The sequence below is a fragment of the Rhodoblastus acidophilus genome (assembly GCF_900187365.1).
Classification (GTDB): Bacteria; Pseudomonadota; Alphaproteobacteria; order Rhizobiales; family Beijerinckiaceae; genus Rhodoblastus; species Rhodoblastus acidophilus.
The window spans coordinates 41,743-68,698 of the sequence record NZ_FYDG01000002.1 but is presented as its reverse complement, the minus strand read 5'-3'; the positions used below and the strand labels follow the sequence as shown (position 1 = coordinate 68,698).

The 26,956-nt window shown below is 66.2% G+C and carries 17 protein-coding genes; 11 read left to right on the top strand and 6 right to left on the bottom strand.

What is annotated here, in order from left to right:
* Positions 1-6: 6 nt before the first annotated feature.
* On the bottom strand, positions 7-3,315 hold the full coding sequence (locus CFB24_RS05530) for a transglutaminase family protein (protein WP_088519603.1): 3,309 nt from the start codon (positions 3,313-3,315) through the stop codon (positions 7-9).
* Positions 3,316-3,433: 118 nt separating this feature from the next.
* On the opposite strand from CFB24_RS05530, the gene CFB24_RS05525 reads away from it, so the two are divergent.
* On the top strand, positions 3,434-4,192 hold the full coding sequence (locus CFB24_RS05525) for a BglII/BstYI family type II restriction endonuclease (RefSeq protein WP_244593094.1): 759 nt from the start codon (positions 3,434-3,436) through the stop codon (positions 4,190-4,192).
* 205 nt (positions 4,193-4,397) lie between these two features.
* The gene (locus CFB24_RS05520) at positions 4,398-5,732 is read left to right on the top strand and encodes an NAD(P)/FAD-dependent oxidoreductase (RefSeq protein ID WP_088519602.1); all 1,335 of its coding nucleotides are present in this window, start codon (positions 4,398-4,400) and stop codon (positions 5,730-5,732) included.
* A gap of 39 nt (positions 5,733-5,771) precedes the next feature.
* Here CFB24_RS05520 and CFB24_RS05515 read toward each other — a convergent pair whose 3' ends face one another.
* On the bottom strand, positions 5,772-6,614 hold the full coding sequence (locus CFB24_RS05515) for an MT-A70 family methyltransferase (protein ID WP_088519601.1): 843 nt from the start codon (positions 6,612-6,614) through the stop codon (positions 5,772-5,774).
* Between the two features lie 215 nt (positions 6,615-6,829).
* Here CFB24_RS05515 and CFB24_RS05510 point away from each other — a divergent pair, with 215 nt between their 5' ends.
* From CFB24_RS05510 to CFB24_RS05495, 4 genes are all read left to right on the top strand, one after another.
* Entirely contained in the window at positions 6,830-11,884 is a 5,055-nt protein-coding gene (locus CFB24_RS05510) for a chemotaxis protein CheB (RefSeq protein ID WP_158255129.1), read from the top strand.
* Between the two features lie 150 nt (positions 11,885-12,034).
* A complete protein-coding gene (locus tag CFB24_RS05505) occupies positions 12,035-12,511 on the top strand; it encodes a response regulator (protein ID WP_158255130.1) in 477 nt (158 codons plus the stop codon).
* 140 nt (positions 12,512-12,651) lie between these two features.
* Positions 12,652-13,110 (top strand): response regulator, encoded by a 459-nt coding sequence (locus CFB24_RS05500; RefSeq protein WP_158255131.1) that lies wholly within the window; start codon positions 12,652-12,654, stop codon positions 13,108-13,110.
* Positions 13,111-13,269: 159 nt separating this feature from the next.
* On the top strand, positions 13,270-15,465 hold the full coding sequence (locus CFB24_RS05495) for a methyl-accepting chemotaxis protein (protein ID WP_088519597.1): 2,196 nt from the start codon (positions 13,270-13,272) through the stop codon (positions 15,463-15,465).
* Here CFB24_RS05495 and CFB24_RS05490 read toward each other — a convergent pair whose 3' ends face one another.
* The gene (locus CFB24_RS05490; protein ID WP_158255132.1) at positions 15,466-16,071 is read right to left on the bottom strand and encodes a TetR/AcrR family transcriptional regulator; all 606 of its coding nucleotides are present in this window, start codon (positions 16,069-16,071) and stop codon (positions 15,466-15,468) included. It abuts the gene before it with no gap.
* 252 nt (positions 16,072-16,323) lie between these two features.
* Between CFB24_RS05490 and CFB24_RS05485 the strand changes: the two genes are divergently transcribed.
* The 3 genes from CFB24_RS05485 to CFB24_RS05475 are packed head-to-tail and all read left to right on the top strand — an operon-like array spanning position 16,324 to position 21,105.
* Positions 16,324-17,274, top strand: a complete 951-nt coding sequence (locus tag CFB24_RS05485) for an HlyD family secretion protein (protein ID WP_425332098.1) — start codon at positions 16,324-16,326, stop codon at positions 17,272-17,274.
* Entirely contained in the window at positions 17,271-19,976 is a 2,706-nt protein-coding gene (gene rbbA, locus CFB24_RS05480) for a ribosome-associated ATPase/putative transporter RbbA (RefSeq protein ID WP_088519594.1), read from the top strand. The genes CFB24_RS05485 and rbbA overlap by 4 nt, the downstream gene beginning before the upstream one ends.
* 1 nt (position 19,977) lies before the next feature.
* Complete coding sequence (locus CFB24_RS05475) at positions 19,978-21,105, top strand: ABC transporter permease (RefSeq protein WP_088519593.1); 1,128 nt, start codon at positions 19,978-19,980, stop codon at positions 21,103-21,105.
* 6 nt (positions 21,106-21,111) lie between these two features.
* On the opposite strand, the gene CFB24_RS05470 is transcribed toward CFB24_RS05475, so the two are convergent.
* A complete protein-coding gene (locus CFB24_RS05470; RefSeq protein WP_088519592.1) occupies positions 21,112-21,405 on the bottom strand; it encodes a hypothetical protein in 294 nt (97 codons plus the stop codon).
* Between the two features lie 280 nt (positions 21,406-21,685).
* On the opposite strand from CFB24_RS05470, the gene malQ reads away from it, so the two are divergent.
* Together malQ and CFB24_RS05460 are read left to right on the top strand one after the other, a co-directional pair.
* Positions 21,686-23,707: a 4-alpha-glucanotransferase gene (gene malQ, locus CFB24_RS05465; protein ID WP_088519591.1), complete on the top strand. Its 2,022-nt coding sequence runs from the start codon at positions 21,686-21,688 to the stop codon at positions 23,705-23,707.
* A 257-nt stretch (positions 23,708-23,964) separates the two neighbouring features.
* Complete coding sequence (locus CFB24_RS05460) at positions 23,965-24,915, top strand: TorF family putative porin (RefSeq protein WP_088519590.1); 951 nt, start codon at positions 23,965-23,967, stop codon at positions 24,913-24,915.
* A gap of 143 nt (positions 24,916-25,058) precedes the next feature.
* Here the strand turns inward: CFB24_RS05460 and CFB24_RS05455 are convergent, their stop codons facing one another.
* Both CFB24_RS05455 and CFB24_RS05450 read right to left on the bottom strand, forming a co-directional pair.
* The gene (locus CFB24_RS05455; RefSeq protein WP_088519589.1) at positions 25,059-25,625 is read right to left on the bottom strand and encodes an HNH endonuclease; all 567 of its coding nucleotides are present in this window, start codon (positions 25,623-25,625) and stop codon (positions 25,059-25,061) included.
* A 399-nt stretch (positions 25,626-26,024) separates the two neighbouring features.
* Positions 26,025-26,906, bottom strand: a complete 882-nt coding sequence (locus CFB24_RS05450) for a 3-hydroxybutyryl-CoA dehydrogenase (protein WP_088519588.1) — start codon at positions 26,904-26,906, stop codon at positions 26,025-26,027.
* Between the last annotated feature and the right edge of the window lie 50 nt (positions 26,907-26,956).

The following is a 26,956-nucleotide window of genomic DNA, read 5'->3' as shown; positions in this document are numbered from 1 at the left end:
GCGCGATCACACCCCTCTTGGACGTCTCAAATCCAGCGTGGTCGGGAAATCGCCGGATGTCTCGTCCTGCGGCAGCCAGATCTGGCCGGGCGTGTGGCCGTGGTCCTGGAAGCGGGCGAGGCGCCGCGCCTCGGCTTCGTAGGAATTGACAGGAAACGTCTCGTAATTGCGGCCGCCCGGATGCGCCGAATAATAGACGCAGCCGCCGAGCGAGCGTTGGCTCCACTTGTCCACGATGTCGAAAGTGAGCGGCACATGCGGCCAGATGGTCGGGTGCAGGCCGGAATACGGCTGCCACGCCTTGAAGCGCACGCCCGCCACCGCCTCGCCGCGCACGCCGGTCGAGCCCATCGGCAGTTTGCGGCCGTTGCAGGTCACGACATGGCGGGCCTCGTTAAACCCTTCGACGCGCACTTGCAGGCGCTCGACCGAGGAATCGACATAGCGCACGGTGCCGCCGATCGCCCCTTCCTCGCCCATCACGTGCCAGGGCTCCAGCGCCTGCCGGATCTCCAGCTTGACGCCGGAATGTTCGACCTGGCCGTAGAACGGGAAGCGGAACTCGAACTGGGCGCGATACCATTCGGGGTCGAACGCGTAGCCGGCGCGCTTCAAATCGTCGAGCACGTCCAAAAAGTCGCGCCAGACATAGTGCGGCAGCATGAAGCGGTCGTGCAGGCTGGTGCCCCAGCGCGCGAGGCCGCCGTCCTGCGGCTCGCGCCAGAACCACGCCACCAGCGCCCGCAGCAACAATTGCTGCGCCAGCGACATGCGCGCGTCCGGCGGCATTTCGAAGGCGCGGAACTCCACCAGCCCGAGCCGCCCGGTCGGCCCCGAGGGGGAATAGAGCTTGTCGATGCAGATTTCGGAGCGGTGGGTGTTGCCGGTGACGTCGGTCAGCAGGTTGCGATAGAGCCGGTCCACCAGCCACGGCGGCGTGTCCGCGCCGCCCGGAGGCGGGGTCATCGCCAGGGCGATTTCCAGTTCATAGAGCGCGTCGTGGCGCGCCTCGTCGACGCGGGGGCTTTGCGAGGTCGGGCCGATGAACAGGCCGGAGAACAGATACGACAGCGACGGGCGGCGCTGCCAGTACATCACTAGGCTTTTCAAGAGGTCGGGGCGGCGCAGGAAGGGCGAGTCCATCGGCGTGGCGCCGCCGATCACCACATGGTTGCCGCCGCCGGTCCCGACATGGCGGCCGTCGATCATGAATTTTTCCGTGCCGAGCCGGCACTGGCGCGCCTCTTCGTACAGCGTGCGCGAAATGGCGACGAGCTCATCCCAATTGTCGGTGGGGTGGACGTTGACCTCGATCACGCCGGGGTCGGGCGCGACGCGGATCACCTGCAGGCGCGGGTCGACCGGCGGCGGGTAGCCCTCGATGTGGACGGGCAGGTTCAGCGCGGCGGCGGCGTGTTCGACCGCCGCCAGCAGTTCCAGATAATCCTCCAGCGCGCTGACCGGCGGCATGAACACATGCAGGCGCCCGTCGCGCGGCTCGATGGCCAAGGCCGTGCGGACGTCGGCGGTAAAACCGATGGTCTGCTCGTTCTGCTCGACGCGTTCGGCCCCGTCGCGGGCGCCGCGCTTGAACTTTTGCGCGATCTCCGAAGCGGCGGGCAGCGGCGGCAGCGGCGCGGTCACATCCTGCTCGACGATGAACGGATAGGAGGCCGGGGCGACATAGGGCAGCGAGGCCAGCGGCAGGCGATAGCCCACCGGCGAATCGCCCGGCTTCAGGAACAGCGCGCCGCGGCGCAGCGGCCATTTCTGGCTGATCCAGCTGCGCCGGTTCGGCTGGCTGTTCCAGCGCTGCACCGGCAGCACATAGCCTGAGGGAACATGAAGGCCGCGATCGAACACCCGGGCGTAGCGGGCGCGCTCTTCCGGTTCGGCCAGCTTGCTGTCGCCCGGCGTGACATTGACGGGCAGTTCCGCCTCTTTCAGCAGCCATTCCGCCGGGTCTTCATAGGCGGGAATCACGTGGTCGGGCGTGATCTCGAGAATGTCGGCGATGGCGGCGCAGATCGCCTGCGCCTGCTCGGGCGTGGCCTGTTCCGCCGGATTTTCGCGGGCGATCAGGTTGACGTCGCGCCAGATCGGTTCGCCGTCCTTGCGCCAGTACAGCGCAAACGTCCAGCGCGGCAGGCTTTCGCCGGGATACCACTTGCCCTGGCCGTAATGCAGAAAACCATTGGGAGCGAAACTGTCGCGCAGGCGGCGGATCAGCTCGTCGGCGGCGCCGCGCTTGGTCGGGCCGACCGCCTCGGTGTTCCATTCCGGCGCCTGGTAATCGTCGATGGAGACGAAGGTGGGCTCCCCGCCCATGGTCAGGCGCACGTCCTGGGCGCGCAGATCCGTGTCCACCAGTCGGCCCAGGGCGTTGAGCCGCTCCCAGGCTTCATCCGAGAACGGGGCGGTGACGCGGGGCTTCTCGTCGACCCGGTCCACCCGCATCTCGAAGCCGAAATCGGCGCGGGCGTCGCCGGTGTAGGAGCCGTCGATGGGCGAGGCGGAGGCGTAATGCGGCGTGGCCGCGATTGGCAGGTGGCCTTCGCCGGCGAACAGGCCGGAGGTCGGGTCGAGGCCGACCCAGCCGGCGCCGGGAATATAGACTTCGGCCCAGGCGTGCAGGTCGGTGAAATCGTGGTCCGTGCCGGAGGGGCCGTCGAGCGCCTCGAGATCGGGCTTGAGCTGGATCAGGTAGCCGGAGACGAAGCGCGCGGCGAAGCCGAGATGGCGGAGAATCTGCACCAGCAGCCAGCCGGTGTCGCGGCAGGAGCCGGAGCCGAGTTCGAGGGTCTGCTCGGGCGTCTGCACGCCCGCCTCCATCCGCACCACATATTTGATCGTGTGGTGCAGCGCCTGGTTCAGCGCCACCAAAAAATCGACCGTCGGGGTTTCCGCGCGGGGGATCGTGGCGAGATAGGCCTGCAGCCGCGGGCCGGCGGGTTCGGCGCCGATATAGGCCGAAATGTCCTTGGTCAGGCTGTCGGCATAGCGGAACGGGACTTTTTGCGCGTAATCCTCGATGAAGAAGTCGAACGGATTATAGACCGCCAGTTCCGCCAGCAGATCGACGGTGATGGAAAATTCCGTGGTCGGCTCGGGGAAGACCAGCCGGGCGAGATAATTGCCGTGCGGATCCTGCTGCCAGTTGATGAAATGATTGGCCGGCTCGATGGTCAGCGAATAGGCGTGAACCGGCGTGCGGCAATGCGGCGCCGGGCGCAGCCGCACCACCTGTGGCCCCAGCATCACCGGGCGATCGTAGCTGTATCGCGTGCAATGATGCAGTTTGGCGAGAATGGCCATGGCGCCCCGTCCTTCTTGATGCCGTGGGGCTTTATGCGGGGGCGGGGCGGGGCTGTCACGTCCTAAATCTGGACATTCCGGCTGTCGGCGCGAGGGATCGCCTAACGATTAGGCAGTCGTGGCCGCGCGCCTTGCCCGCGCCGGCGCCCTCGGGCATGGTTCGGCCATGTTCGAGACCTTTACTTACGACAAGCCGTCCGTGCTCGGGCCGGAGGCGCGCGACCACTGGGAATTCATGGAGACCAATTCCGCCGCCGCCGTGATGCAGGCGGTGTGTCCGCAGGAATGGGACGACATTGTCCATGTGCTCTCGACCTATCGTCTCAGGCCGGCCGCCTGGCTCAAGGCCGGCGGCAACCGGGGCGACATCGCCGCGCAGATCGATTCCGCTTTCGCCGCGCGGGGATGGCGGGAGGCGCGTCTCGACCTGGAAACCCGGGGCGTGCTCTATTCCAAGGCCAACGAGCGGATCGAGACGCTGCCGGTGGTCCGGCAGGAGGGCTATCTGGTCGACAATTTCAAGGGCCGCGTCGTGCTCGACGTCGAGTGGAACGCCAAGGACGGCAATCTCGACCGCGATCTGGCGTCGTATCGGTCCTGGCACGAGGCCGGCGTCATTTCGGCCGGCGTGGTCATCACCAAGGACCGGCTGTCGCTGCTGACGCTGGCGCGGCGGCTGTGGGCGGACCATCAGGCGACGTTGCCGGACGGCCAGCGCCATCCGAAATTGCCGATCGACCTGGAGACCTCCACGACCACCACCTTTGACAAGGCGCAAATGCGGGTGCGGCGCGGGGTGATGGGCGCCTGCCCGGTGCTGATCGTGGCCGCCAACGAAAAAACCTGGGACGGCAGTCCCTACGCGGAAAGTTTTTAACCAAGCCGGCGCGTCGGCGGACGTTCCCGGCCGCGATCCGATCCTCCACTTCCAGGCAAGGGTGCGCGGGCTTATTATGGCGGATAAACCGTCGGCGAGGTCTCCCGATTGGGGTGCGACGACGACAGCCGTCCATGCAAAATTTCGTTGCGGCTCACGGGCGGGTTCAGGGGAGCCGGCGCCGCAGGGGCCATCGGAGCGCGACATGCCCCATGCAGGAACGCATTTGGAACCCGGTCATCGTGTGGTCATCGTCGGCGGCGGCGCCGGCGGCCTCGAACTGGCGACCCGGCTCGGCGACAAATATGGACGCAAGGGCGTTCTGGACATTTCGCTGGTCGAACGCGACCGCACCCATGTCTGGAAGCCGAAGCTGCACGAAATCGCGGCGGGCAGCATGGACATGTCGGCGCATGAGGTGAATTACCTCGCGCATTCGCACTGGCACGGCTACCGCTATCGCATCGGCGAAATGATCGGTCTCGACCGCGCGCGGCGCGAGGTCCATGTCGCGCCCTTTCTGGATTCGGAGGGACGGGAAGTCACCCCGGAACGCGTGATCGGCTATGACACGCTGGTGCTCTCGATCGGCAGCCAAAGCAACGATTTCGGCACGCCGGGCGTCAAGGACTTCGCGATGAAGCTGGAAAGCCAGGCTGACGCCGCGCGTTTCCACGAAGCGCTGATCAACGCCTGCATTCGCGCCCATGTCCAGCAGGCGCCGCTGCGGCCGGAGCAGATGAAGGTCGTCATCATCGGCGCGGGCGCCACCGGCGTCGAACTGGCGGCGGAGCTGCATCGCACCACGCGCGAAGTCGTCGCCTATGGCCTCGACGGGGTGGACCCGGGCAAGGACATCAAGATCACCCTGCTGGAAGCGGCTGAGCGCGTGCTGCCCTCGCTGCCGCCGCGACTCTCGGCGGCGACCGAACAGCTGCTGGGCCAGCTCGGCGTCCAGACGCTCACGCGCGCCAAAGTCGCCAGGGTGGCGCCCGATGGCGTCGAACTCGCCGACGGCCGCGCCATTCCCGCCGAGATCGTGGTGTGGGCCGCCGGCGTCAAGGCGCCGGAATTCCTCAAAGACATCGACGGGCTCGAAACCAACCGCATCAACCAGCTCGTCGTCAGGCCGACCCTGCAAACCACGCGGGACGAGGCCATTTTCGCGCTCGGCGATTGCGCGGCCTGTCCATGGGTCGGACGCGACGCGATGGTGCCGCCGCGGGCGCAGGCGGCGCAGCAGCAGGCGTCCCACCTATTCGCCCAATTCGGGCGCCGCATGGCCGGCGAGCCGTTGCAGGATTACCAGTACCGCGATTTCGGCTCGCTGGTCTCGCTCGGCAAATTCAGCACGGTCGGCAATATGATGGGCGGGTTGATCGGCGGCAGCATGATGATCGAGGGGATTTTTGCGCGCATCATGTATTTGTCGCTCTACAAGATGCACGAGTTGGCGCTGCATGGCGCGGCCAAGGCGGCGCTCGATTCGATCGCGCGCCTGATCACCCGGCGCACCGAGCCGCATGTGAAGCTTCACTGAAGCTTTTGACGCCGCGCGCGTTCACGAACCGACGCCGCGTCAGGGCGACTTGCGCCCGCGCGGCCGCATCTCCACCTGGGCCAGATTCAGCAGCGACCGGATGCGCTGGATCGAATAGCCGGTGTCCTCCGCCAGATCGCGGATGCTGCTGCCCTCGCAATAGCGCGCCTTCAGCGCCTGGCTCAACGCTTCCGCCACGGGTTCGGCGATATGTTCGTTCGGCAGCAGCGGCGGCAGGATCGCGCCGCCCTGATAGCCCTTGTGAACCTTGCCCCTGGGGGTGATCTCGGCGGCGGATTCGTCGCCCCAGACGGTCCATTTCGGCCGGGGATGGCGGGCGAACAGCTCCAGGAACGGGCCGGGCGAACAGGCTTCGATCAGCTCGTATTGTTCGTCCGGCTTGCGCGAATGTTCGCGCTTTCGGGTCTCGATCATGTTGACCTGGGAGCGTCCGGGGCCGAGCGTGCGCATCGAGCCTTTGACGCCGAACAGCAGCAGTTCCGTGACATTGCGGAAATAGAATCCGACGCCGCGCCCGTCGGGACCGCCGTCCTTGCGCCGCTTGGCCCAGACGATGTTCGAGACATAGCGGAAGCCCCAGGCGTTCAGGACGTCGAGCCCGTCCGGCAGCAGGGCGTTGGGGACCCAGAGGTAAAGATGCGCGTTCTTCGCGGCGGCCTCGCTGACGGGTAGGGCCTTGATCGCCTCGAACGACATGGTGGAATAGCGGTCGAGCCGGCGGTGCTCGGGCGCCACCTTGCCGGTGCGGTTGGAAAAGCGCCAGGGCGGATCGGCGAGAATCGTCGAGAAGCCGCCCACCGTTCTCGGCAGGGGATCGAGGCCGTTGTCGGGCCGCAGCGGCGCGGGATGCGAATCGGTCATGCCGGACCCTGGCATGAAATCGGATCTCTTGAAAGATCTTAGCCGAACCAAGTCGTGGACTATCCACGCAAATGGCGGAGCGGCGCGACAATCCGGCCGCGCCGCCGGCGCATCTTCCGGTTGATTCGGCGTCTTGCCTCGCTATCCTGCGTGCCCGTGGGAATCGACCGGTCCTCATTCGGCGGGGCGGCGATGAGGAATGCACGGGTCACTCGATGGCGAAAAGGGCAAAGGCCGCAACCGAGCCGCAGCGCAGCGCGGGCCACGCCGAATCCGAAGCGGCGCCCCGGGCCGTGATCGCCATCGGCGCCAGCGCCGGCGGCCTCGACGCGCTGGAGAAATTTTTCGACTTCGTGCCCAACGACACCGGCGCGGCCTATGTCGTCATCCAGCATCTCGACCCGAACTTCCGCAGCATGATGGACGAGCTGCTGTCGCGCCATTCCAGCCTGACGATCCGCAAGGCCGAGACCGGCATGCCGATCGAGCCGAACGTCATCTATCTCAATCCGGCGCGCCAGGAAATGACGCTGGACCAGGGGCGGTTCCGGCTGCACGCGTCGGAAAAGACCGGCGGGCTGAGCCTGCCGATCAATTGCTTCTTCGCCTCGGCGGCGGCGGAATTCGCCGAGCGCGCCATCGGGGTCGTGCTGTCCGGCACGGGGTCGGACGGCGCCAAGGGCTGCGAGGCGATCAAGCGCGCTGGCGGCGGCGTGTTCGTTCAGGAGCCCGCCAGCGCCAAATTCGATTCCATGCCGGCTTCGGTGCTGGCCAAGGGGCTGGCCGACGGCGTGGCGCCGCCGGAAAAACTGCCGGCGCTGATCGCCGGGCGCCTCGCGGGCGAGTTGCGGCCGCAGCGCCGCGATCTCGTGCTGGAAACCGATCCCTATTCCATCATTTTCTCGATTCTCAAGACGCGCTACGACATCGACTTCAGCGTCTACAAGCACGGCACGATGGAGCGTCGCATCAGCCGGCGCATGGGGCTGGTCGGCTGCGCCAGCCTGGTGCGCTACGCCGATCTGCTGGTGGTCGACCGCGACGAGGTCGCCAAGCTTTTCAACGACCTGCTGCTCGACGTCACCGCCTTCTTCCGCGACGCCGACGCCTTCCAGACCTTGTCCGGGCAGGTGGTCCAGCCGCTGGTGGACATTATGGGCGAGGATCGCGAGATCCGGGTCTGGGTCGCCGGCTGTTCGTCGGGCGAGGAGGCCTATTCGCTGGCCATTTGCTTCGCCGAAGCGGCGGAGGCGGCGGGCAAGCGCCTGAACCTCAAGATTTTCGCCACCGACATTCACGCCGATACTCTGGCCGTGGCGTCGGCCGGCCTCTATCCGGCGGAGGCGCTGGCGCCGATCGCCGCCGAGAAGGTGGAGCGCTATTTCGAGCGCGAGGACGATCACCTGCGCATCCGCAAGGCGATCCGCCGGCTGATCGTGTTCAGCCCGCACAACATCCTGAAAGACCCGCCCTTCGCGCGCATCGACCTGCTCTCATGCCGCAACGTGCTGATCTATTTCGACGAGAGCGCGCAGAAATTCGCGCTCAACCTGTTTCATTTCTGCCTCGTCAAGGGCGGCGTGATCTTTCTGGGGCCGAGCGAGTCGCTGGGCGATCTCGCCAGCGAATTCAACACGGTCAGCCAGAAGTGGCGGATTTTCTCCAAAATGCGCGACGCCCGGCTGCTGCCGCCGGGCGTGCTTGTCTCGCACGGGCTTCACGCCAATCACGGCGTGTTCCGCGCCGCCGACCCCGGCGCCCGCCTGACGCCCGTGCGCGACTTGTCCCGCGCGACGTTCGAAGCGTTGAAGGCGCTGCTGGCGCGGTTCGCGCCGCCCGGCTTCCTGCTGACGCGCGAGGGCGCGCTGCTGCATATTTTCGGCGACGCCTCGAAATTTATCGAGCTGCGGCCGGGCCTGTTCAGCCAGAAGATCACCGACATGCTGCCGCGCGAACTGGCGCTGGTGGTGGCCAACGGCCTGGGCGTGCGCGCGTCGTCCCCGGACGGGCGGCTGACGACGACCATGCCCTATGTGCGCGGGCCGTTCCCGAAATTTCGCCGCAGCATCAAGCGCCCGACCGACCAGGGCGAGCGGCTGGAAATCGTCTCGATCGAGCCGGTGTCGGACGCCGAGGAGGTCAGCGATTTTCTGCTGCTGACGATCGAAACGGCGCAGGAGGCCTCGCCGCCGCGCGAGGCGACCCCGGCGCTCGACGCCGCGCCGACCGCCGATGAAGTGCTCGAATTGCGCCGCCGCAACCAGGGCCTGCTCGACGAGTTGCAGTCGACCGAGGAGAATCTGCAGTCGGCGATCGAGGAGCTGGCCACCAGCAACGAGGAGCTGCAATCCACCAACGAAGAGCTGATGGCCTCGAACGAGGAATTGCAGAGCACCAACGAGGAGCTGCATTCCGTCAACGAGGAGCTTTATTCCGTCACCTCCGAGCACCAGCGCAAGATCGACGAGCTGATCCAGGTGACGCTGGATATGGAGCATCTGCTCAAGGCGACGGAGATCGGCACCATCTTCCTCGACGAAAAGCAGCATGTGCGGCGCTACACGCCGGCGGCGGCGCAGGCGTTCAACCTGATTCCCCATGACGTGGGGCGGCCGATCTCGCACATCACCGTGCGCTTCGACGGCGAGGACTTTCAGACGCTGCTCGACCATGTCGGCGAGACGCGGGAAATGTGCGAGCAGGAGGTTCTGGTCGGCGGCCGCGCCTATCTGCTGCGCATCCTGCCGTATCGGGTGGACGGCGAGGATCTCCAGGGATCGGTGATCACGCTGGTCGATATCGACAAGCTGAAACGCGCGCAAGCCCAGGTGCGCGAACTCGACCGGCGCCAGCGCACCATTCTCGCCTCGATCCAGGATTCGATCGTGAGCTGGGACGCCCGGTCGAACCGGATCACCTTCTGCAACCACGTCTTCGCCTCAGTCTACGACACGACGCCGACCGCGCTGGTCGATCACGACATTTTCGCGGTGCTGGGGGGCAATTCGCCCGAGGCGATTTCGCACGTGAGCGAGGCGGTCGAAAAGCTGAAGACCGAATGCAAGTTCGAGACGCTGGTGCGCACCCCCCGCGCCGGAGGCGGCGAGATCTGGCGCACCATCATCTACACCTCCGTTCAGGACGATGACGGAACCGTGCTCGGCTATGTCGCCTGCGGCCGCGATGTATCCGAGCAGGTGCGCCATGTCGCGGCGCTGAAGGAATTGTCGGCGATCGAGGGCGATCTGAACCGGCCGGTGCAGGAGGCGGTGCAGCCCGCGCTGGACATTGGCCTGCGCCTGCTCGGGCTTGACCGGGCGCTCGCTTCGGAGGTGGTCGGCGACCGCCATCGCGTCATCGCCGCCGCCGGGATCGCCGGCGCGCAATTGCCGCCGGGCGCGATGATCCGGCTGCCGCAGGATTTGTGCGACCGCAGCTGCGGGATGCCCGAAGCTGGCGTCTGTCATTTCGAGCCGAGCGACGACGTGCGCTGGCCCCCGGTCGCGGCGGGCGCGCAGGCCCGCTCCAATGTTTCGGAGGACGGCGACTTTTGCGAATTCGCGCTGTGCGGCGCGCAGCTTGAGGGGTTGGCGACCTATATCGCCATGCCCGCCCATGCGCATGGCAAGGTCTATTCGGTCAGCTTCTTTTCGGAAAAAGGCCCGAAATTCGGGCCGCTCACCAGTATTCAGCGCGGCTTCGTCAAGCAGCTCGGTCAGTGGATCGGCCTCAAGGTCGAGGCGCATCAGGCCCATCACGCGCTGTTGCGCAGCGAGGGCAAGCTGCGGCTGCTGTTCGACAGCGTGCCGCAATCGATCTGGCTGGTCGATTCGGATCGTCGCGTGCTGCGCGCCAACCGCGCTGCCGCCGTCACATTGGGGAAGACGCCGGACGAGCTGGCGGGCGCCTCGATCGACAGCATGGCGGCGCATCCCGATCCGCAATGGCGCGCGCATAACGAGGCGGCCTTCGCCTCGGGCCGCGCGCTGTTCAATGTGGTGGCGCAGGAGACCGGCGCCGATGGCGCGACGCGCTGGACCTCGACGGACCGCATCCCCTATCGCGACCCCGCCAGCGACGAAAGCTCGATGCTGATCGTCACCACCGACATCACCCAGCTCAAGGCGCGCGAGAACGCCCTGTCGGCCGCCAATGCGGCGCTCGACGCCAGCCAGGTTCGCTTCGAGCGGCTCTACCGCCATACGCCGGTGATGATGTGCTCCTTCCTCGGGGATCGCCGCATCGCGGTGGCGAGCGACGCCCTGCTCGCCAAGACGGGGCGTGTGCGCGACGAGGTCATCGGGCGCGACGTCTGCGATCTGCTCGACCCGGCCTCGCGCGGCGTGCTGACCGACGAAATCCTGCCCTCGCTGGCTGAGGCGGGGCATTGCCACGCCGTGCCGCTGCGCCTGATCGGGGCGGATCATTCGCTGGTGGAGGTGGAGTTTTCCGCCTTCGCCGAGACCGAATCCGACCAGCAGCGGTCCTATCTCTGCGTCCTCGCCGACGTGACCGCGCGCAACCGCGCGCAGGACGAGCTGCAGCGCGCCAACCAGCGTCTGGCGACCGCCAACGAGGGGCTGGAGAAATTCGCCCATGTCGCCTCGCACGACCTGCAGGAGCCGCTGCGCAAGATCAGCGTGTTCGGGAAAATCCTGCTCGACGAGCACAGCGCCGCGCTCGACGGCGACGGGCGGCATTGCCTGGACGTGATGACCGACGCCGCCGTGCGCATGCGCGATCTCGTCCATAACATTCTGGCTTTTTCCTACGCCAACAACGCCAAGGCCGATGTCGAGGACGTGGCGCTGGAGGGGATCGTCGGCGAGGTCGTCAACGAGCTGGACGCCGCGATCAAGGCCAACGGCGCCGTGGTCGATCATGGCCCGTTGCCGGTCGTGCGCGGCGATCCCACCGGCATCCAGCAATTGCTGCGCAATCTCGTGTCCAACGCGCTGAAATACCGTCGGCCCGAGGCCGATCCGCGCGTCGCCATCGCGGTCGAGCGGAGGGCCGACGGCGATTGCGTGCTGTCGGTGCGCGACAACGGGCGCGGCATCGACGAATCGCAGCAGGCGTTGGTGTTCCAGCCCTTCACCCGGCTGCAGCCCCGCAGCAAGATCGCCGGGTCCGGGCTGGGGCTGGCGATCTGCAAGTCGGTGTGCGACCGTCGCGGCTGGGCCATATCGGTGGAAAGCGAGCCCGGCGTCGGCACCACGTTCTCGGTGCTCCTGCCGGCCCGCGACATTGTCGCGGCGGCCGCCGAATAGAGGGCGTGCGCGCGCAATTGCAAACGGCGCGTAAACAACCGTTGCGTGTGTTAACATTTCATTTACTATTTGACACAGAAATATGAGTAAGGGTGATTCGCTTGTCTGTGGCTTGCGTGGGCGGCGATGTTCAATGGGGGCAAGTGCGCAATGTTCGACGCCGCCGGACTGTCGCCTCCTCCGTCGATCCTGATCGCGGATGACGACGACGACGACGTTTATCTGATCAGGAGCGCCTTGAAGGCGGTCGGTCAGGGCGCTGGCGCGCGGGTCGCCTGCGACCGCGTCGCCAATGGAGTTGACGCGCTGGCGTGGCTGTCGCGGCGGGAGTTGATGTGCCAGTTGCCGGCGGCGGTCATTTTGGACATCAACATGCCCAGGCTTGACGGCATCGGCGTGTTGCGGGCGTTGCGGCAATCGTTTGACATGCGCGGACTGGCTGTATTCGTGCTGACGACAGCGGCGACCGAGACCGTGCATGGCGCGGCCCTCGATCTCGGCGCCACGCGGATATTCGTCAAGCCGAATACGATGGGCGAACTGACCGATATTGTTCGTGAAATTCTCAGTCTCGTGCATTTGGGCGCCGCTGTGGGCGCCGACGGGACGAGAGGGGTGAAGGCGTAATCTGCGCGCGTTTGGCGCGGGATCGCGTGCGACGAGCGGGGCCGCCCTGGGATGCGGCGCCCGCTCGGGGACTTTTCAAGAAATATCAATTCAGGCCAACGTGAAAAGGGACTGCAGCGATGGCTGTCCAGGATATCGATATGGAGGTCGATGCCGATTTCGCATATTTGACGCGGCCGGCGCGGGAAACTGTTCGGGTTTTGCTGGTCGACGACGATCCTGTCGACCGGGAGATCATCGTGCGCGCCTCCAAGGGCGGCGAGCAACTGGAGCTGTGCTACACGCAATGCGGCTCCAGCTCGGAGGCCAAGGCCTCGGCGGCGCGTTCTCAGTTCGATCTCGCCATCGTCGACTATTGGCTTGGCGAGGAGACCTCGATTTCGCTCATTCAGGAATTCCAGCGCCTTTATAAGTTGCCGGTCGTCCTGTTGACGGGGCTCGACACGCCGGATGTCCGGCGCTGCGCGTTTCGGGCCGGCATTGCGGGCTATCTGTCCAAGGATGCGCTGATCGTGCAGGCCATCGAGAGCGCCGCGCTGGGCGTGCTCTATGCGGGCGGCGGCCGGACGCGGGCGTCTCATCGCGCCGACGCGTCCTGAGCGGCGGGCGGCGGCGCCGCGCACGCAAGCTTCGCTCAAGCTTCGCCTGCTAGCTTATAGAGGAAGAGACTGCGCCTTGCCGGTCGTTCCAGCGCCTTGAGGGGCGGCTTGAGCCGAAAGGCTGCGGACTTCTCATTCCGCCGCAGATCCGGACGCCCCATGAATATTCACTCGATCAAGTTTCGCATTGTCGCGCTTTCCGGTCTCTGCGTGGCGCTGGCCACCGGGGCTTTGGTGGGATACGGGGTTTATTCGGCTCGGCAGACGGCCAATTATGTCTTGGAGAACGTCGACGGGCTGCTCGACCGGCTGAGTAAGGATTCTCTGTCCCGATTGGCCTCGACCGAGGCGGGCGTGATCCGCGCCGAGGTGGATTCGGCCTTTGACGCCGCCCGCGCCATGGCGCGCAGCTTTGAAACCGTGGCGGAGGAGGAAAAGCACGGCGGTTCGCCGGTGGCGGCGCGGCGCGGCCAGATCAACGACATTCTGCTGCGCGTGCTCAAGGACAACCCCCGCTTCAACGGAACCTACAGCGCCTGGATGGACGACGAACTCGACGGTCACGACGCTGAATTCCACAACCGCAAGGACGTCGGCTCCGACGCCACCGGGCGGGTTCTGCCCTATTGGACCCGCGACGCCCAGGGCAAGATCGCGCTGCAGCCGCTGGTCGAATATGACAGCCGCGACCTCCATCCCAACGGCGTGATGAAGGGCGGCTGGTTCCTCGGGCCGCAGGCCGACGGCAAGGAAAGCATCCTGGCGCCGCTGCCCTATATCGTGCAGGGCAAGCCGGTGCATCTCGCGACCATGTCCGTGCCGATCATGATCGACGGCAAGTTCGTCGGCGTCGCCGGCGCCGATTTCGATCTGGGGTTCATTCAGAAGCTGGCCGAGAAGGTCAACAGCTCGATCTATGACGGCAAGGGTTCGGTGGCGATCGTCACCAACGCCGGCCTGGTGGTGGCCGCGAGCGGTAAGGCTTCGGCGATCGGCGGCGATTTCGCCGCCGTGGACGACGCCGCCCGGCAATACCGCGACATTCTCAAGGCGGGCCTCGCCGAAATTCGCGTCGATGCGGACCGCGACCTGCTCAAGGTGTTCTCGCCCGTGCCGCTGGGCCGCACCGGCGCCGCCTGGTCCGTGATCATCACCGAGCCGCGCGCCCTGGTGCTGGCCGAAGCGCGCCAGCTCGCCGCCTCGATGACCGAGCGCGAGCAGAAGGATGTGACCCTCAAGATCATTGCGGCGCTGCTGGTGGCCGCCGGCGCCGTGGCGATGATGACGCTGGTGGCGCGGGGCATCGCCTCGCCGATCGCGGAACTGTCGGAGGCGCTGCGCCGTCTGGCGCGCGGCGAATCGCTCAGGGAGATCGCCGGCGCCGGGCGCAAGGACGAAATCGGCGAAATCTCCCGCGCCGTCGATCACATCCGCGTCGGCGCCGAGCAGGAGGCGACGCGCAAGGCGGCCGCCGGCGACGCTGATCGCCAGCGGCAGGAGAAGGAGCGGCGTGAAACCATGCTGCGCCTCGCCGACGATTTCGAGCGCGCCATGGGCGACGTGGTGCAGGGCGTCGTCGCCGCCTCCACGCAATTGCAGGCGGCCTCCGCCTCCATGAGCACGGCGACCGGCCGCGTGGCCGAGCAGGCGCAATCGGCGTCGCAAGCGGCGGAGGAGGCGTCGCAGAACGTCCGCACCGTCGCCGCCGCCGCCGAACAGCTGACGGCCTCGATTTCGGAGATCAAGCGGCAGGTGGACGAGTCCGCCGCCCAGACCGCGCAGGCGGCCAATGACGCCGAGGCGACCTCCAGCAAGGTCAAGGAATTGTCGGAATCGGCCCAGACCATTGGCCAGATCGTCGATCTCATCAACAATATCGCGGGGCAGACCAATCTGCTGGCGCTCAACGCCACCATCGAGGCGGCGCGCGCCGGCGAGAGCGGCCGCGGCTTCGCGGTGGTCGCCAACGAGGTCAAGGATCTCGCCACCCAGACGGGCCGCGCGACCTCCGACATTGGCGCGCAGATCAACGAAATCCAGCGCTCGACCGAATCCTCCGCCGCCGCGATCGTCAACATCGCCAGCGTGATCGAGCGCACCAAATCGATTTCGGCGACCATCGCCTATTCCGTCGAGCAGCAGGGCGCCGCCACCGAGGAAATCGCCGTCAGCGTCGCCGAGGCGTCGAACGGCACCACACGGGTGTCCTCGGATCTCGTCGGCATCACCAACGCCGCGCAGGATTCGGCCGGGGCCGCCAGCGACGTCCAGGCGGCGGCGGCCGACCTCGCGCGTCAGGCCGAAACCCTCCGGGGCGTGATGGGGCAGTTCCTCACCACGGTGCGCGCCGCCTGATCAGCTCTCCTCAAACGGAGGCAACGGCGCCCGGGCGTGAGTCCGGGCGTCTTCGCGCGACACGCCGAGCGCCAGCAGAATCCGCTCGGCCGCGTCCATGCCGGCTTCGGCCTCCGCCTCCGGCCGTTCCAGCGCGCAGGCGATGACGCCGATGGCCGCGCCCGAGATCAGCGCGATCACCCAATTGATCTGGCCGTCGGTGAAATCGTAGGAGCCTTGCGCGCGTCCGGCGATCAGGTCGGCCAGCGGCTGGCCGGTCCAGAGCTGGCGCAGCGCCTCGGCGCTCAGGCCGAAGCGAATCAGGAACCGGCCAACCTCGGGATCGCGCGTCGCGCTGAGAATGTAGAGCCGGACGCCCGCCGCCAGCCGCCGGATGGGGTCGTCGAGCCGGCTGGTGGCCCTGACCACGCGCGCGTTGATCTCCAGCGACAGTTCGAGCGCGACGACGTCGAACAGACCGGCGAGATCGTCGAGATTGTTGTAGATCGTGCCGCGCGCCACCCCCGCCGCCTGGGCGAGTTCGGTGACGCTGACCTGCATGGCGCCGTGCTCGCTGAACAGTTTCATGGCGGCGCGGTGAATGTGACTCTGGGCGTTGGAGCTCATCGGCGGAGCCTTGGCTAAAACCTCGGGGGGATCATAGGCGATTGAACACTTGTGTTCAAATCCTGTCGTGCCTATCATTGTCCGGCTTCGAGAGGAGCGCGGAGGCGCGATGATCGCCGGCTCCCGTCCAGAGGGTTTTCCTCTCCGCAAGGAGGTTCCGCCATGCGCGGCGTATTGAGCAAGCTTTCATCCTCGCGCAAAATCTGGCGGGGCGTCGCTCTGGCGGCGGCCGTTGGCCTCGTCCTGCCGGCCATGCCGGTCGCCGCGAACGAGCAGATCGACGCGTTGATCGAAAAATTCCGTCCCAAAACGCTTCCCGACGGTTTCAGTTCGGCCAATGGCCGGCTGGAATCGGAGCAGGTGGAGATCGCGACCAAATATCCCGGCCGCATCGCCGAAGTGCTGGTCAAGGAGGGCGAGGCGGTCGATCAGGGCCAGGTGCTCGCGCGCATGGACGTCGCGGACATTCGCGCGCAATTGAGCGCCGCCGAAGCGCAGGAGCGCCGCGCCCAGCAGGCGCGCGCGCTGGCCGAAGCGGTCATCGCCCAGCGCGAGAGCGAGCTGACGCTGGCGGACCAGGAGTTGGGGCGCGTCGAGTCCCTGGTGGCCAAGGGTTTCGCCACCGAGCAGGCGCGCGATCAGCGCCGCGCCGCCCGGAACGTCGCGGTCGCCGCGCTCAACGCCGGCAAGGCCAGCCAGAACGATTCCATCGCCGCCATCGACGCGGCCCGAGCGGAAATCGTCCGCATCAAGACCGTGCTCGACGACAGCGAGCTGAAGGCGCCGCGCCGTGGCCGCATCGAATACAAGCTGGCGCAAGCCGGCGAGGTGCTGGGCGCGGGCGCGCGGGTGCTGACGCTGATCGACCTCACCGACGTCTACATGACCGTGTTCGCGCCTTCGCATGTCGCGGCGCGGCTGGCCTATGACGACGACGCCCGGCTGATCATCGACGCCATCCCGCAATATGTCGTGCCGGCCAAAGTGTCGTTTGTCGCCAGCGAGGCGCAGTTCACCCCCAAGGCGGTGGAGACGCAGGAGGAGCGCGAGAAGCTGATGTTCCGCGTCAAGCTGACGCTGCCGCCCGACCTGCTGCGCAAATATGAGAACGAGGTGAAGACCGGCGTGCGCGGCATGGCGTATTTGCGGGTCGATCACGCCAAGAACTGGCCGGACGCGCTCAAGGTCAAGCTGCCGCAATGAGCGCCGTCGCCGCCCTCGACAACGTCACCCATCTCTATCGGGCGACGCGGGCGCTCGACGGCGTGACCCTCGCCTTGCCCGAGGGCAAGATGATCGGCCTGATCGGGCCGGACGGCGTGGGCAAATCGACCCTGCTGGCGCTGGTCGGCGGCGTCCGGCGCATCCAGAGCGGCGCGGTGACGACGCTCGGCGGCGACATGGCCGACGCGCGCCATCGCGCCGCTTGCGCCGCGCGCATCGCCTATATGCCGCAGGGCCTGGGCCGCAATCTTTACCCGACGCTGTCGGTTTACGAAAACCTCGATTTCTTCGGCCGGCTGTTCGGGCAGGGCGCGGCGGAGCGCGCCGCCCGGATCGCCGATCTGCTCGCCTCGACCGGCCTCGATCCGTTCCCGGACCGGCCGGCGGGGCAATTGTCCGGCGGCATGAAGCAGAAGCTGTCGCTGTGCTGCGCGCTGATTCACGACCCCGATCTGCTGATTCTCGATGAGCCGACCACCGGCGTCGATCCGCTGTCGCGGCGGCAGTTCTGGGATCTGATCGACCGTATTCGCGCGCGCAGACCCGGCATGAGCGTGGCGGTGGCCACCGCCTATATGGAGGAGGCCGAGCGGTTCGACTGGCTCGCCGCGCTCAACGACGGTAAAATCATTGGCGCCGGCGCCCCGGCCGAACTGCGCGCGCTGACCGGGGAGAAGACCCTCGACGCCGCCTTCATCGCGCTGCTGCCGCCGGAGGCGCGCGCCGATCATAGCGACGTCGTGCTGCCGCCGCTGCGGGCGGGCGAGGGCGCCGCCATCGAGGCGGAGAATCTGACCTGCCGTTTCGGCAAGTTCACCGCCGTCGATCATGTGAGCTTCCGCATCGGGCGCGGCGAGATTTTCGGCTTTCTCGGCTCGAACGGCTGCGGCAAGTCGACCACGATGAAAATGCTCACCGGCCTGCTCGCGCCCAGCGAGGGCGAGGCGCGGCTGTTCGGTCAAAAACTCGACGCCGGCGACATGGCGACGCGTCGGCGCGTCGGCTACATGTCGCAGAGCTTCTCGCTCTATTCCGAGCTGACGGTGCGGCAAAACCTGGCGCTGCACGCGCAATTGTTCGAGCTGCCCGAGCCGGGCGCGACGGCGCGCGTGAGCGAGCTGCTGACGCGATTCGCTCTTGAGGGCGTCGCCGATCAGCGGCCGGAAGGCCTGCCGCTTGGCATTCGCCAGCGCCTGCAATTGGCGGTGGCCGTGCTGCATCGGCCGGAAGTTCTGATTCTCGACGAGCCGACCTCCGGCGTCGATCCGGTGGCGCGCGATTCGTTCTGGCGGCTGCTGATCGGCCTGTCGCGCCAGGATGGCGTCACCATTTTCATCTCGACCCATTTCATGAACGAGGCCGAGCGGTGCGACCGCATTTCGCTGATGCACGCCGGCAAGGTTCTGGCGATCGGCGCGCCGGCGGATCTGGTGGCGGCGCGCGGCAAGCCCGACCTTGAGCAAACCTTCATCGCCTATCTCGAGGACGCGACGGCCTCGACCGAGTCGGCGGAAGCGGTCGGTTTCGCCGCCCCGCGCGGCAACGGGGCGATCCGGCGTTTCGATCCCGCGCGGCTCTGGGCCTATGCCCGGCGCGAGGCGATGGAGATTTTGCGCGACCGGCTGCGGCTGGTGTTCGCCTTTGTCGGGCCGCTGACGCTGCTGCTGACGTTTGGCTACGGCATTTCCTTCGATGTCGAAAATCTCGCCTATGCCGTCTATGACCAGGACAATTCGCTGGAAAGCCGCGAATTGCTGGAAAATTTCGCGGGTTCGCGCTATTTCAGCCAGAGGCCGGACATTGGCTCGGCCGGCGAGGTCGACCGGCGCCTCGCCACCGGCGAATTGAAGCTGGCGATCGAAATTCCCGCCGGCTATGGCCGCGATCTCACCGCCGGCAAGACCCCGCGCGTCGCCGTGTGGATCGACGGCGCCATGCCGTTCCGCGCCGAAACCATCCGCTCCTACGTCACCGGCATCTCGCAGACCTGGCTGGCCGAGCAGCAGCGCCGGCGCGGCCTGACGATGGCGGCCTCGCCGATCAATATTGAGACGCGCTTCCGCTACAATCAGGCGTTCAAGAGCGTTTATTCGATCATCCCCGGCGTCATCATGCTGATTCTGATGCTGGTCCCGTCGATGTTGACCGCGCTGGGCGTGGTGCGGGAAAAGGAAGTCGGCTCCATCGCCAATTTCCGCTCGACGCCGGTGACGCCGGTGGAGTTTTTGCTCGGCAAGCAGGCGCCCTATATTGCGCTCTCGCTCGCCAGTTTCGGCATTTTGTTTGTGACGGCGCTCGTCCTGTTCGGGCTGCCGGTGCGCGGCTCGGCGCTGGCGCTGTTCCTCGGCGCGGCGCTGTACATCTACGCCACCACGTCGCTCGGCATTCTGTTTTCCGCCTTCCTGCGCACGCAGGTGGCGGCCCTGTTCGCGACCGCCGTGGTCTCGATCATCCCGGCCGTCAATTTCTCCGGCCTGCTGGTGCCGGTCGCCTCATTATCGGAGGGCGGACGGCTGGTCGGACTCATCTTCCCCTGCGGCTGGTTTCAGGAAATCAGCATCGGCGCCTTCACCAAGGGCATGGATTTTGTCCACCTCGCGCCCAACCTGCTGGCTTTGCTGGGATTCGGCCTATTTTACCAGCTCTGCGCCGTGCTGGCGTTGCGCAAGCAGGAGGCGTGACATGATCTCGGCGACGCGGCGAATCTTCCGATTGAGCGTCAAGGAATTGCGCAGCCTGCTGGCCGATCCGGTCCTGCTCGCGCTGATCTTCTACGTCTTCACCGTGGCGGTGGTGCAGGTGGCGACGGGGTTGAAATTCGAGGTCGAGGCGGCCCAGGCCGCCATTGTCGACGAGGACCATTCGGAACTGTCGCGCCGCATCACGTCGGCGCTGCTGCCGCCGCTGTTCAAGACCGCCGATGTTATCGCGCCGGCGGAAATCGACGCCGGCATGGACAGCGGCCGCTATGTCTTCGTCGTGGAAATCCCGCCGAAATTCGAGTCGGACGCGCTTGCGGGGAAAAAACCGTCGATTCAGATCAATGTGGACGCGACGGCGATGGCGCTGGCCGGCAATGGCGCGGTTTACATTCAGGAGATCGTCGCGCGGGAAACCGCGTCCTTCCTGCGCCGCGCCGACGGCGGGGGCGTGACGCCGGTCGATCTGGTGGTGCGCTCCAAATTCAATCCCAATCTCAATTCCATGTGGTTCACCTCGGTGATGGAGGTGATCAACAATGTCGCGATCCTCTCGATCATCCTCACGGGATCGGCGCTGATTCGCGAGCGCGAGCACGGAACCATCGAGCATCTGCTGGTCATGCCAGTGCGGCCGCTGGAGATCATGCTGGCGAAGATCGTCGCCAATGGCGCGGTGATCGTCGGCGCCTCGCTGCTGTCGCTGCTGCTGGTGGTGCGCTGGTATCTCAACGTGCCCATTGTCGGCTCGGTGCCGCTGTTCCTGCTGGGCTCGATCCTGTTCATGGTTTCGGTGACGGCGCTCGGGCTGCTGCTGGCCACTTTCGCGCGCACCATGCCGCAGTTCGGCCTGCTGTCGCTGCCGGTGATCATCATCCTCTATCTGCTGTCGGGCAGCACCACGCCGCTGGAAACCATGCCGGATTGGCTGCAATGGGTGATGAGCTTCACGCCGAACACCCATTTCGTGTCGTTCGCGCAGGCGGTGCTCTATCGCGGCGCGGGCGTGGACAGGGTGTGGCCGGAGCTGGCGATTCTGGCCGTGATCGGCGTCGTGATTCTCGGTCTCTGCCGTAGCCGATTCGCTAAAACGATCAGCGCGCAGGATTGAAGCGCGTCAGGCGCGGGAGCGATAGGCGAGGCGGCGCTGGGAGGCGGCGACATGCGCCAGCGCATCGACATCCACGGATTTGTCGACGAAAATATAATGCAGATCAGCGAATTCGGCGGGTTCGGGCTGGCGGTGCGAATAGAGAATGACTTCGGCGCCGCGCTCGGACAGAGATCGCACCAGTTCGGCGGCATGCAATTCGCCGACGGCGGCGAAATCCACCACGGCGACCGCGACGTCGTGCAAATCTATCAGGCGTGAGGCTGTTTCCGCATTGTTGGCGATGTGGATGTCGGGCACGCCGCGATTTCGTAACGCTTTGACCACCGACCTGGAAATTTCTTCATCCCTCTCGCATAGCAACATGCACATGATCTGGCTCGCTTACTCGATAAGGCGTCTTATGACCCAACTGTAAAAATTCGATGTCAGTCGGCTTGATCTGTCGCAGAAGAGTCATCGTAACACAGGTTCCCAAAAGCGAGCGACTTTTTTTTGCGGCGCACAACCGCGACGCTCGCGCTTGCAATGCGGCGCCTGGTCGCGCATCAATCGAAGCGTACCGAAGGGAAGCCGAACCATGGCGGATGGACTGCTCGAAGATCTCGCGACCCGCGCCGGAATCGCCATATCCTGGCGCGATCAGACCGGATCCGACCGTCGCGTTTCCCCTGACAGCCTGCGCGCCATTCTCGCCGCTTTGGGGCTTCCGGCCGGCGACGACGCCGAGTTGCGGCAATCACGGATGCGGGTCGAAACGGAGGCGCGGACGCGCGATTTCGTCACCGCGCGCGTCGGCCAGTCGATCGACCTGCCGGATGTTACGACGCTCCCGGAGGAGGTCGAGGCGACCTGCGAAGATGGCGCGCGCTGCGTCCTCCAGCGGATGGAGGACGGGCGTCTCTCGGGTTTCGCGACTCCGGGCTATCATCGTCTGCATCTGCCCGGCGGCGATTGCACGGCGGCGGTGGCGCCGGACCGCTGCGTGACCTTCGCCGACCTCAACCAGGACGCGCCGGGCTGGGGTCTCGCCGCGCAGGTCTATTCGCTGCGCTCGGCTTGCGATTGCGGCGCCGGCGATTTTGGCGGCGTCGCCGCGCTCGGTCGCGCCGCGGCGCGGCGGGGGGCCGATTTCCTGGCCATTTCTCCCGTGCATGCGCTGTTTGGCGCGGCGCCAGACCATTACAGCCCCTATTCGCCGTCCACCCGGCTGTTTTTCAATCCGCTGGCCGCCAATCCCACGCTGGTCTTCCCTGAGGATCTGATTCGGCGCGCCATCGCGAAGGCGGGGCTGGCCGCGCGCATGGAGGCGCTGTCCAGCGCGCCGCTGATCGACTGGCCGGCGGCGCATGCGGCCAAGCGCGCCCTGTTTCGCGCGTTGTTCGACCTGCTGCCGAAGTCCAAGCCAATGTCCGACGCCTTCCGGCGCTTTCGCGACGGCGCGTCGGAATTGCTCAAGGACTTCGCCCTGTTCGAACTGCTGCACCGCGCCCATTGCGCCGACTCCGCCACGTGGGAATGGCGGCGCTGGCCCAAGGCGCTCGGCCGGCCGGGCGAGGCGGCGCGCAAGTTCGCCGCCGCCAACGCCGCCGATTTCGAATTCGAGATTTTCCTGCAATGGCTGGTCGCCGAGAGCTATAGCGCCGCGCAGCGCGCCTGTCGCGACGGCGGCATGCGCGCCGGCCTGATCGCGGATCTGGCCATCGGCATCGATCCCGCCGGCGCCCATGCCTGGGCGCGGCCCGACGAGGTGCTGCAAGGCCTGAGCATCGGCGCGCCGCCCGACTATTATTCGGCGGAGGGCCAGGACTGGGGCCTGACCGGCTTTTCGCCGCGCGGCCTCGCGGCGAAGAATTTTGCGCCGTTCATCGACATTCTCCGCGCCAATCTGCGCCATTCCGGCGGGTTGCGCATCGATCACGTGATGGGGCTGAGCCGTCTCTGGCTGATCCCCGAGGGCGCCGGCGCGCTCGACGGCGCCTATGTCGCCTATCCCGCCGAGACGCTGTTCCGGCTCACCGCGCTCGAATCGTGGCGCCATCGCGCGCTGATCATCGGCGAGGATCTCGGCACGCTGCCGATGGGCTTCGCCGACGCGCTCGCCGGCCAGGGGGTGGCGGGGATGCAGGTGCTGCGGTTCGAACGCGATTCCAATGGGTTCAGGCCGCCCGTGGGCTGGCGGGCCCAGGCGGCGGCGCTGACCTCGACCCACGACATGATCTCGACCGCCGGCTGGTGGAAGGGGGCCGATCTCGAGGGCGAACCGGACCGCCAGCGGGTCGAGGATATCCGCGCCTGGGATCGCGGCCTACTCTGGGCGGCGTTCCAGCAGGCCGGCGTGGCCTCGGGCGAGCGTCCCGCGCCGGAGGACGCGGGGCCGGTGGTCGACGCCGCGCTGGATTTCGTCGCGCGCACGCCCTGCGCCATGAAGCTGATCGCGATGGAAGACGCCGTGGCCAGCGACGTGCAGCCGAATGTTCCCGGCACGACCGTGGAAAAGCCGAACTGGCGGCATCGTTTCGCCACGCCGGCGGAGTCGCTACTGGACGACGCGGCGACCCGCGCCCGGCTTCAGCGCCTGGGACCGCCGCGCGAGACCTGATTCGCCGGCGGATATTTCCGAAACGCCGTCGCGTGTTCACGAACGCGCGCGAGGGAAGCGGCGCGTCGCCGGTGCGGATCAGGCCGCCCAAAGGGCGCCCAATAATGTGACATTTGCGCAACGTTGTCCAAACAACGAAATCTCTACGGCGGAAAATGGACAAAAATTAGGCAGTTGCCCAAGTCTTAATCTTGAGGATCGCGGGGCGCCCGTCGCATGGTTTGCTCACTGAATTCGTCCGAACTGGAGAATGATCTATGAACAAGCTCTCTCTCGCCGCCGTCGTTCTGGCGGCTTCCGCCGGAACGGCCTTCGCGGGCGATCTGCCGAGCGCCAAGGCCGCTCCGGCCGCTCCGGTCGTCGTCAGCCCGTGGGATTTCGATATCGGCGCCGGTCTGACTTCGGACTACCTGTTCCGCGGCATCACTCAGTCGAACCATCAGCCGTCCGTCGCCGCCCATGGCGAGCTGCGCTATAACTGGACTGCTGATTATCAGTTCTACGTTGGCGTGTCCGGCGAATCGATCAAGTTCACCAACAACATCTTCCCGGTCGGCTCGCCGGCGATGGAGCTTGACGGCTTCGGCGGCGTCCGCGGCACCCACGGCGCCTTCTCCTTCGACCTCGGCGCCATCGGCTACGGCTATCCGGATTCGCCGGAAGGCACCCGTATCGACCCGCGCTACACCTCGACGGCCGGCGTGATCGGCTTGGCCCCGCGCAACCCGACCTTCTTCGAAATCTACTTCAAGCCGAGCTATGCGGTTAACGACGCGCTCTCGCTCGGTCTGAATGTCTTCTACACCCCGAGCTACCTGAACACCGGCGCCGACGGCGAATATCTGTCCGGCACGGTCAAGTACACCCTTCCGGGCCAGCTGTCGGCCTTCGCTCTCTCGGGCGAGTTCGGTCACCAGTGGCTGGGCAAGCTGGATAGCGTCTACACCGGCAACAACCCCGACGGCTATGTCTATCTCGGCGACACCAACGGCAAGCTGCCCGACTATAACTATTGGAACGCCGGCGTGGCCTACACCTGGAAGTTCCTGACCCTCGATCTGCGCTACTACGGCACCGATCTGAGCCGCACCGCCGCTTATCAGCTGGTTGGCATCCCGACCACGGTCAACGGCAACAAGTCCAACTATGCCGACGACCGCTTCGTCGCCACCCTGTCCTTCGACCTGACCTCCAAGGACCTCAAGTGAGCTAAGGCTCCCTGCCGGCGCCTAACAGTCGGCGGCTCCCACGACTTTAGCGCCCGGTCATCAGACCGGGCGTTTCTTTTTGCGCGGACCTCGGGACGAAAAAAAGCCGGCGCGTCGCGCCGGCTTTGCGCTTTGCTGGGCGTTCAGCCCTCCAGTTCGGCGTCCCAATACAGGAAGTCGTTCCAGGTCTTGTGCAATTCGCTGTTGGCCTGCGGCAGGCGGCGGGCGATCGTGTCGAGCTGGTAGGGCGTCGGCTCGAACGGCGCGCGGCGCAGTTTCAGGCCCGCCTGCTTCGCGGTCATGTCGGCCTTGAGCAGATTGTCGCGCTGGCAGCAGGTGACGATATTCTTCCAGGTGGTCTGCCCGCCTTTTGAGCGCGGGGTCACATGGTCGAAGGTCAGGTCCTTGGCCAGCCCCTTTTCGCCGCAATATTGGCAGGTGAATTCATCGCGCAGGAAGACGTGATAGCGGGTGAAGGCGATGCTTTTGCGGCGGTGGTAGGCCTTGAGCGCCACCACCGAGGGCACTTCATAGGTCTTGTCGGCGGAATGAACGCGGACGTCGTCATAGCTGGCGACGGGATAGACGCGGCCCTTGAGCAGCGCCACCAATGCGTCCTGCCAGCTCCAGATCGAAAGCGGCGCCCAACTCACGGGCTGCATGTCGGCGTTGAGAACCAGTGTGCGCAAATTGGCGACGGATGCGTTCATTCCGTCCTCCGTGTCGTGAGAATGTCAGGGAAATTCCCACACGCGCACAGCCCCGGCCGCGCGACCGGGGAGAGGGGAGGCGAAAAAACGGATGCGTGGGGCGGTGGCGGCGTCTCCGCATCAGTCCCGAGGGAAGAATGCAGAAACGCGGCGCTCATCCCGCCCTCCGAGTCCTGAGATGGAGGGGATGGATCCTTACGGGCGCGAAAGCCCGGCCCACGGCGGGCGCCGTGTCCTGGATAATTTCGGAACTAGGCCACTCATGAAGGATCATGCGCCGTCTCCGTAAACCGGTCGGGCGAACGAGTCCACCCCCGATTCCTTGTCGGCGATAATCTATAGGCTTGATGACGCCTTTGTGAAGGCTCTGTTAGGGATTTGTTGATTTAGCGCATTGCGTCAGCGGGTTGGAATCGGGGCGCCGCTGCGGTAGTCGTAAAAGCCGCGCTGCGTCTTGCGGCCGAGCCAGCCCGCTTCGACATATTTCACCAGCAGCGGGCAGGGCCGATATTTCGAATCAGCCAAGCCCTCGTGCAGCACCTGCATCACCGACAGGCAGGTGTCCAAGCCGATGAAGTCGGCGAGTTGCAGCGGTCCCATTGGGTGATTGGCGCCCAGCCGCATGGCGGTGTCGATGGCGTCCACCGACCCCACGCCCTCGTAGAGCGTATAAATGGCCTCGTTGATCATCGGCAGCAGGATGCGGTTGACGATGAAGGCCGGGAAATCCTCGGAGACGGTGACCGTCTTGTGCAGCTTCTCGATAAAGACTTTGGCCGCCGCGAATGTGTCGTCCTCGGTGGCGATGCCGCGAATCAGTTCGACCAGCTGCATGCGCGGCACCGGATTCATGAAATGAATGCCGATGAAGCGGCCGGGGCGGTCGGTGGCCGAGCCGAGGCGCGTGATGGAGATGGACGAGGTGTTGGTGGCGACGATCGCCTCCGGCTTGAGATGGGCGCAGAGGTCGTTGAAAATGGCGCGCTTCACCTCCTCGTTTTCGGAGGCGGCCTCCATCGCCAGATCGGCGTTCGCCAGCGCGGAGAAGCCGAGGGCGGGCTTGATGCGGGCGAGGGTGGCCTCGCGTTCCCCGTCCGTCATGCCGCCGCGGTCGACCTGCCGGCCGAGATTGGCCCCGATCCGGGCGATGCCGGCCTCGATCCGCTCCGCCGATATGTCATTGAGAAGAACTTCGAAACCCGCGGCCGCGCTGACCTGGGCGATGCCGCACCCCATCTGGCCGGCTCCGACGACGCCGATTTTGCGAATCTCGAAACTCATGTGTCATTCCCGCAGGGTGGAACCGGCGGCGATCATAGGGCCTAATCGCC

Coding starts and splice junctions, on each gene's coding strand:
- CFB24_RS05530 (WP_088519603.1), bottom strand. CDS start 3,315: ATGGCCATTCTCGCCAAACTGCATCATTGCACGCGATACAGCTACGAT.
- CFB24_RS05520 (WP_088519602.1), top strand. CDS start 4,398: ATGCCCCATGCAGGAACGCATTTGGAACCCGGTCATCGTGTGGTCATC.
- CFB24_RS05515 (WP_088519601.1), bottom strand. CDS start 6,614: ATGACCGATTCGCATCCCGCGCCGCTGCGGCCCGACAACGGCCTCGAT.
- CFB24_RS05510 (WP_158255129.1), top strand. CDS start 6,830: ATGGCGAAAAGGGCAAAGGCCGCAACCGAGCCGCAGCGCAGCGCGGGC.
- CFB24_RS05505 (WP_158255130.1), top strand. CDS start 12,035: ATGTTCGACGCCGCCGGACTGTCGCCTCCTCCGTCGATCCTGATCGCG.
- CFB24_RS05500 (WP_158255131.1), top strand. CDS start 12,652: ATGGAGGTCGATGCCGATTTCGCATATTTGACGCGGCCGGCGCGGGAA.
- CFB24_RS05495 (WP_088519597.1), top strand. CDS start 13,270: ATGAATATTCACTCGATCAAGTTTCGCATTGTCGCGCTTTCCGGTCTC.
- CFB24_RS05490 (WP_158255132.1), bottom strand. CDS start 16,071: ATGAGCTCCAACGCCCAGAGTCACATTCACCGCGCCGCCATGAAACTG.
- CFB24_RS05485 (WP_425332098.1), top strand. CDS start 16,324: ATGCCGGTCGCCGCGAACGAGCAGATCGACGCGTTGATCGAAAAATTC.
- rbbA (WP_088519594.1), top strand. CDS start 17,271: ATGAGCGCCGTCGCCGCCCTCGACAACGTCACCCATCTCTATCGGGCG.
- CFB24_RS05475 (WP_088519593.1), top strand. CDS start 19,978: ATGATCTCGGCGACGCGGCGAATCTTCCGATTGAGCGTCAAGGAATTG.
- malQ (WP_088519591.1), top strand. CDS start 21,686: ATGGCGGATGGACTGCTCGAAGATCTCGCGACCCGCGCCGGAATCGCC.
- CFB24_RS05460 (WP_088519590.1), top strand. CDS start 23,965: ATGAACAAGCTCTCTCTCGCCGCCGTCGTTCTGGCGGCTTCCGCCGGA.
- CFB24_RS05455 (WP_088519589.1), bottom strand. CDS start 25,625: ATGAACGCATCCGTCGCCAATTTGCGCACACTGGTTCTCAACGCCGAC.
- CFB24_RS05450 (WP_088519588.1), bottom strand. CDS start 26,906: ATGAGTTTCGAGATTCGCAAAATCGGCGTCGTCGGAGCCGGCCAGATG.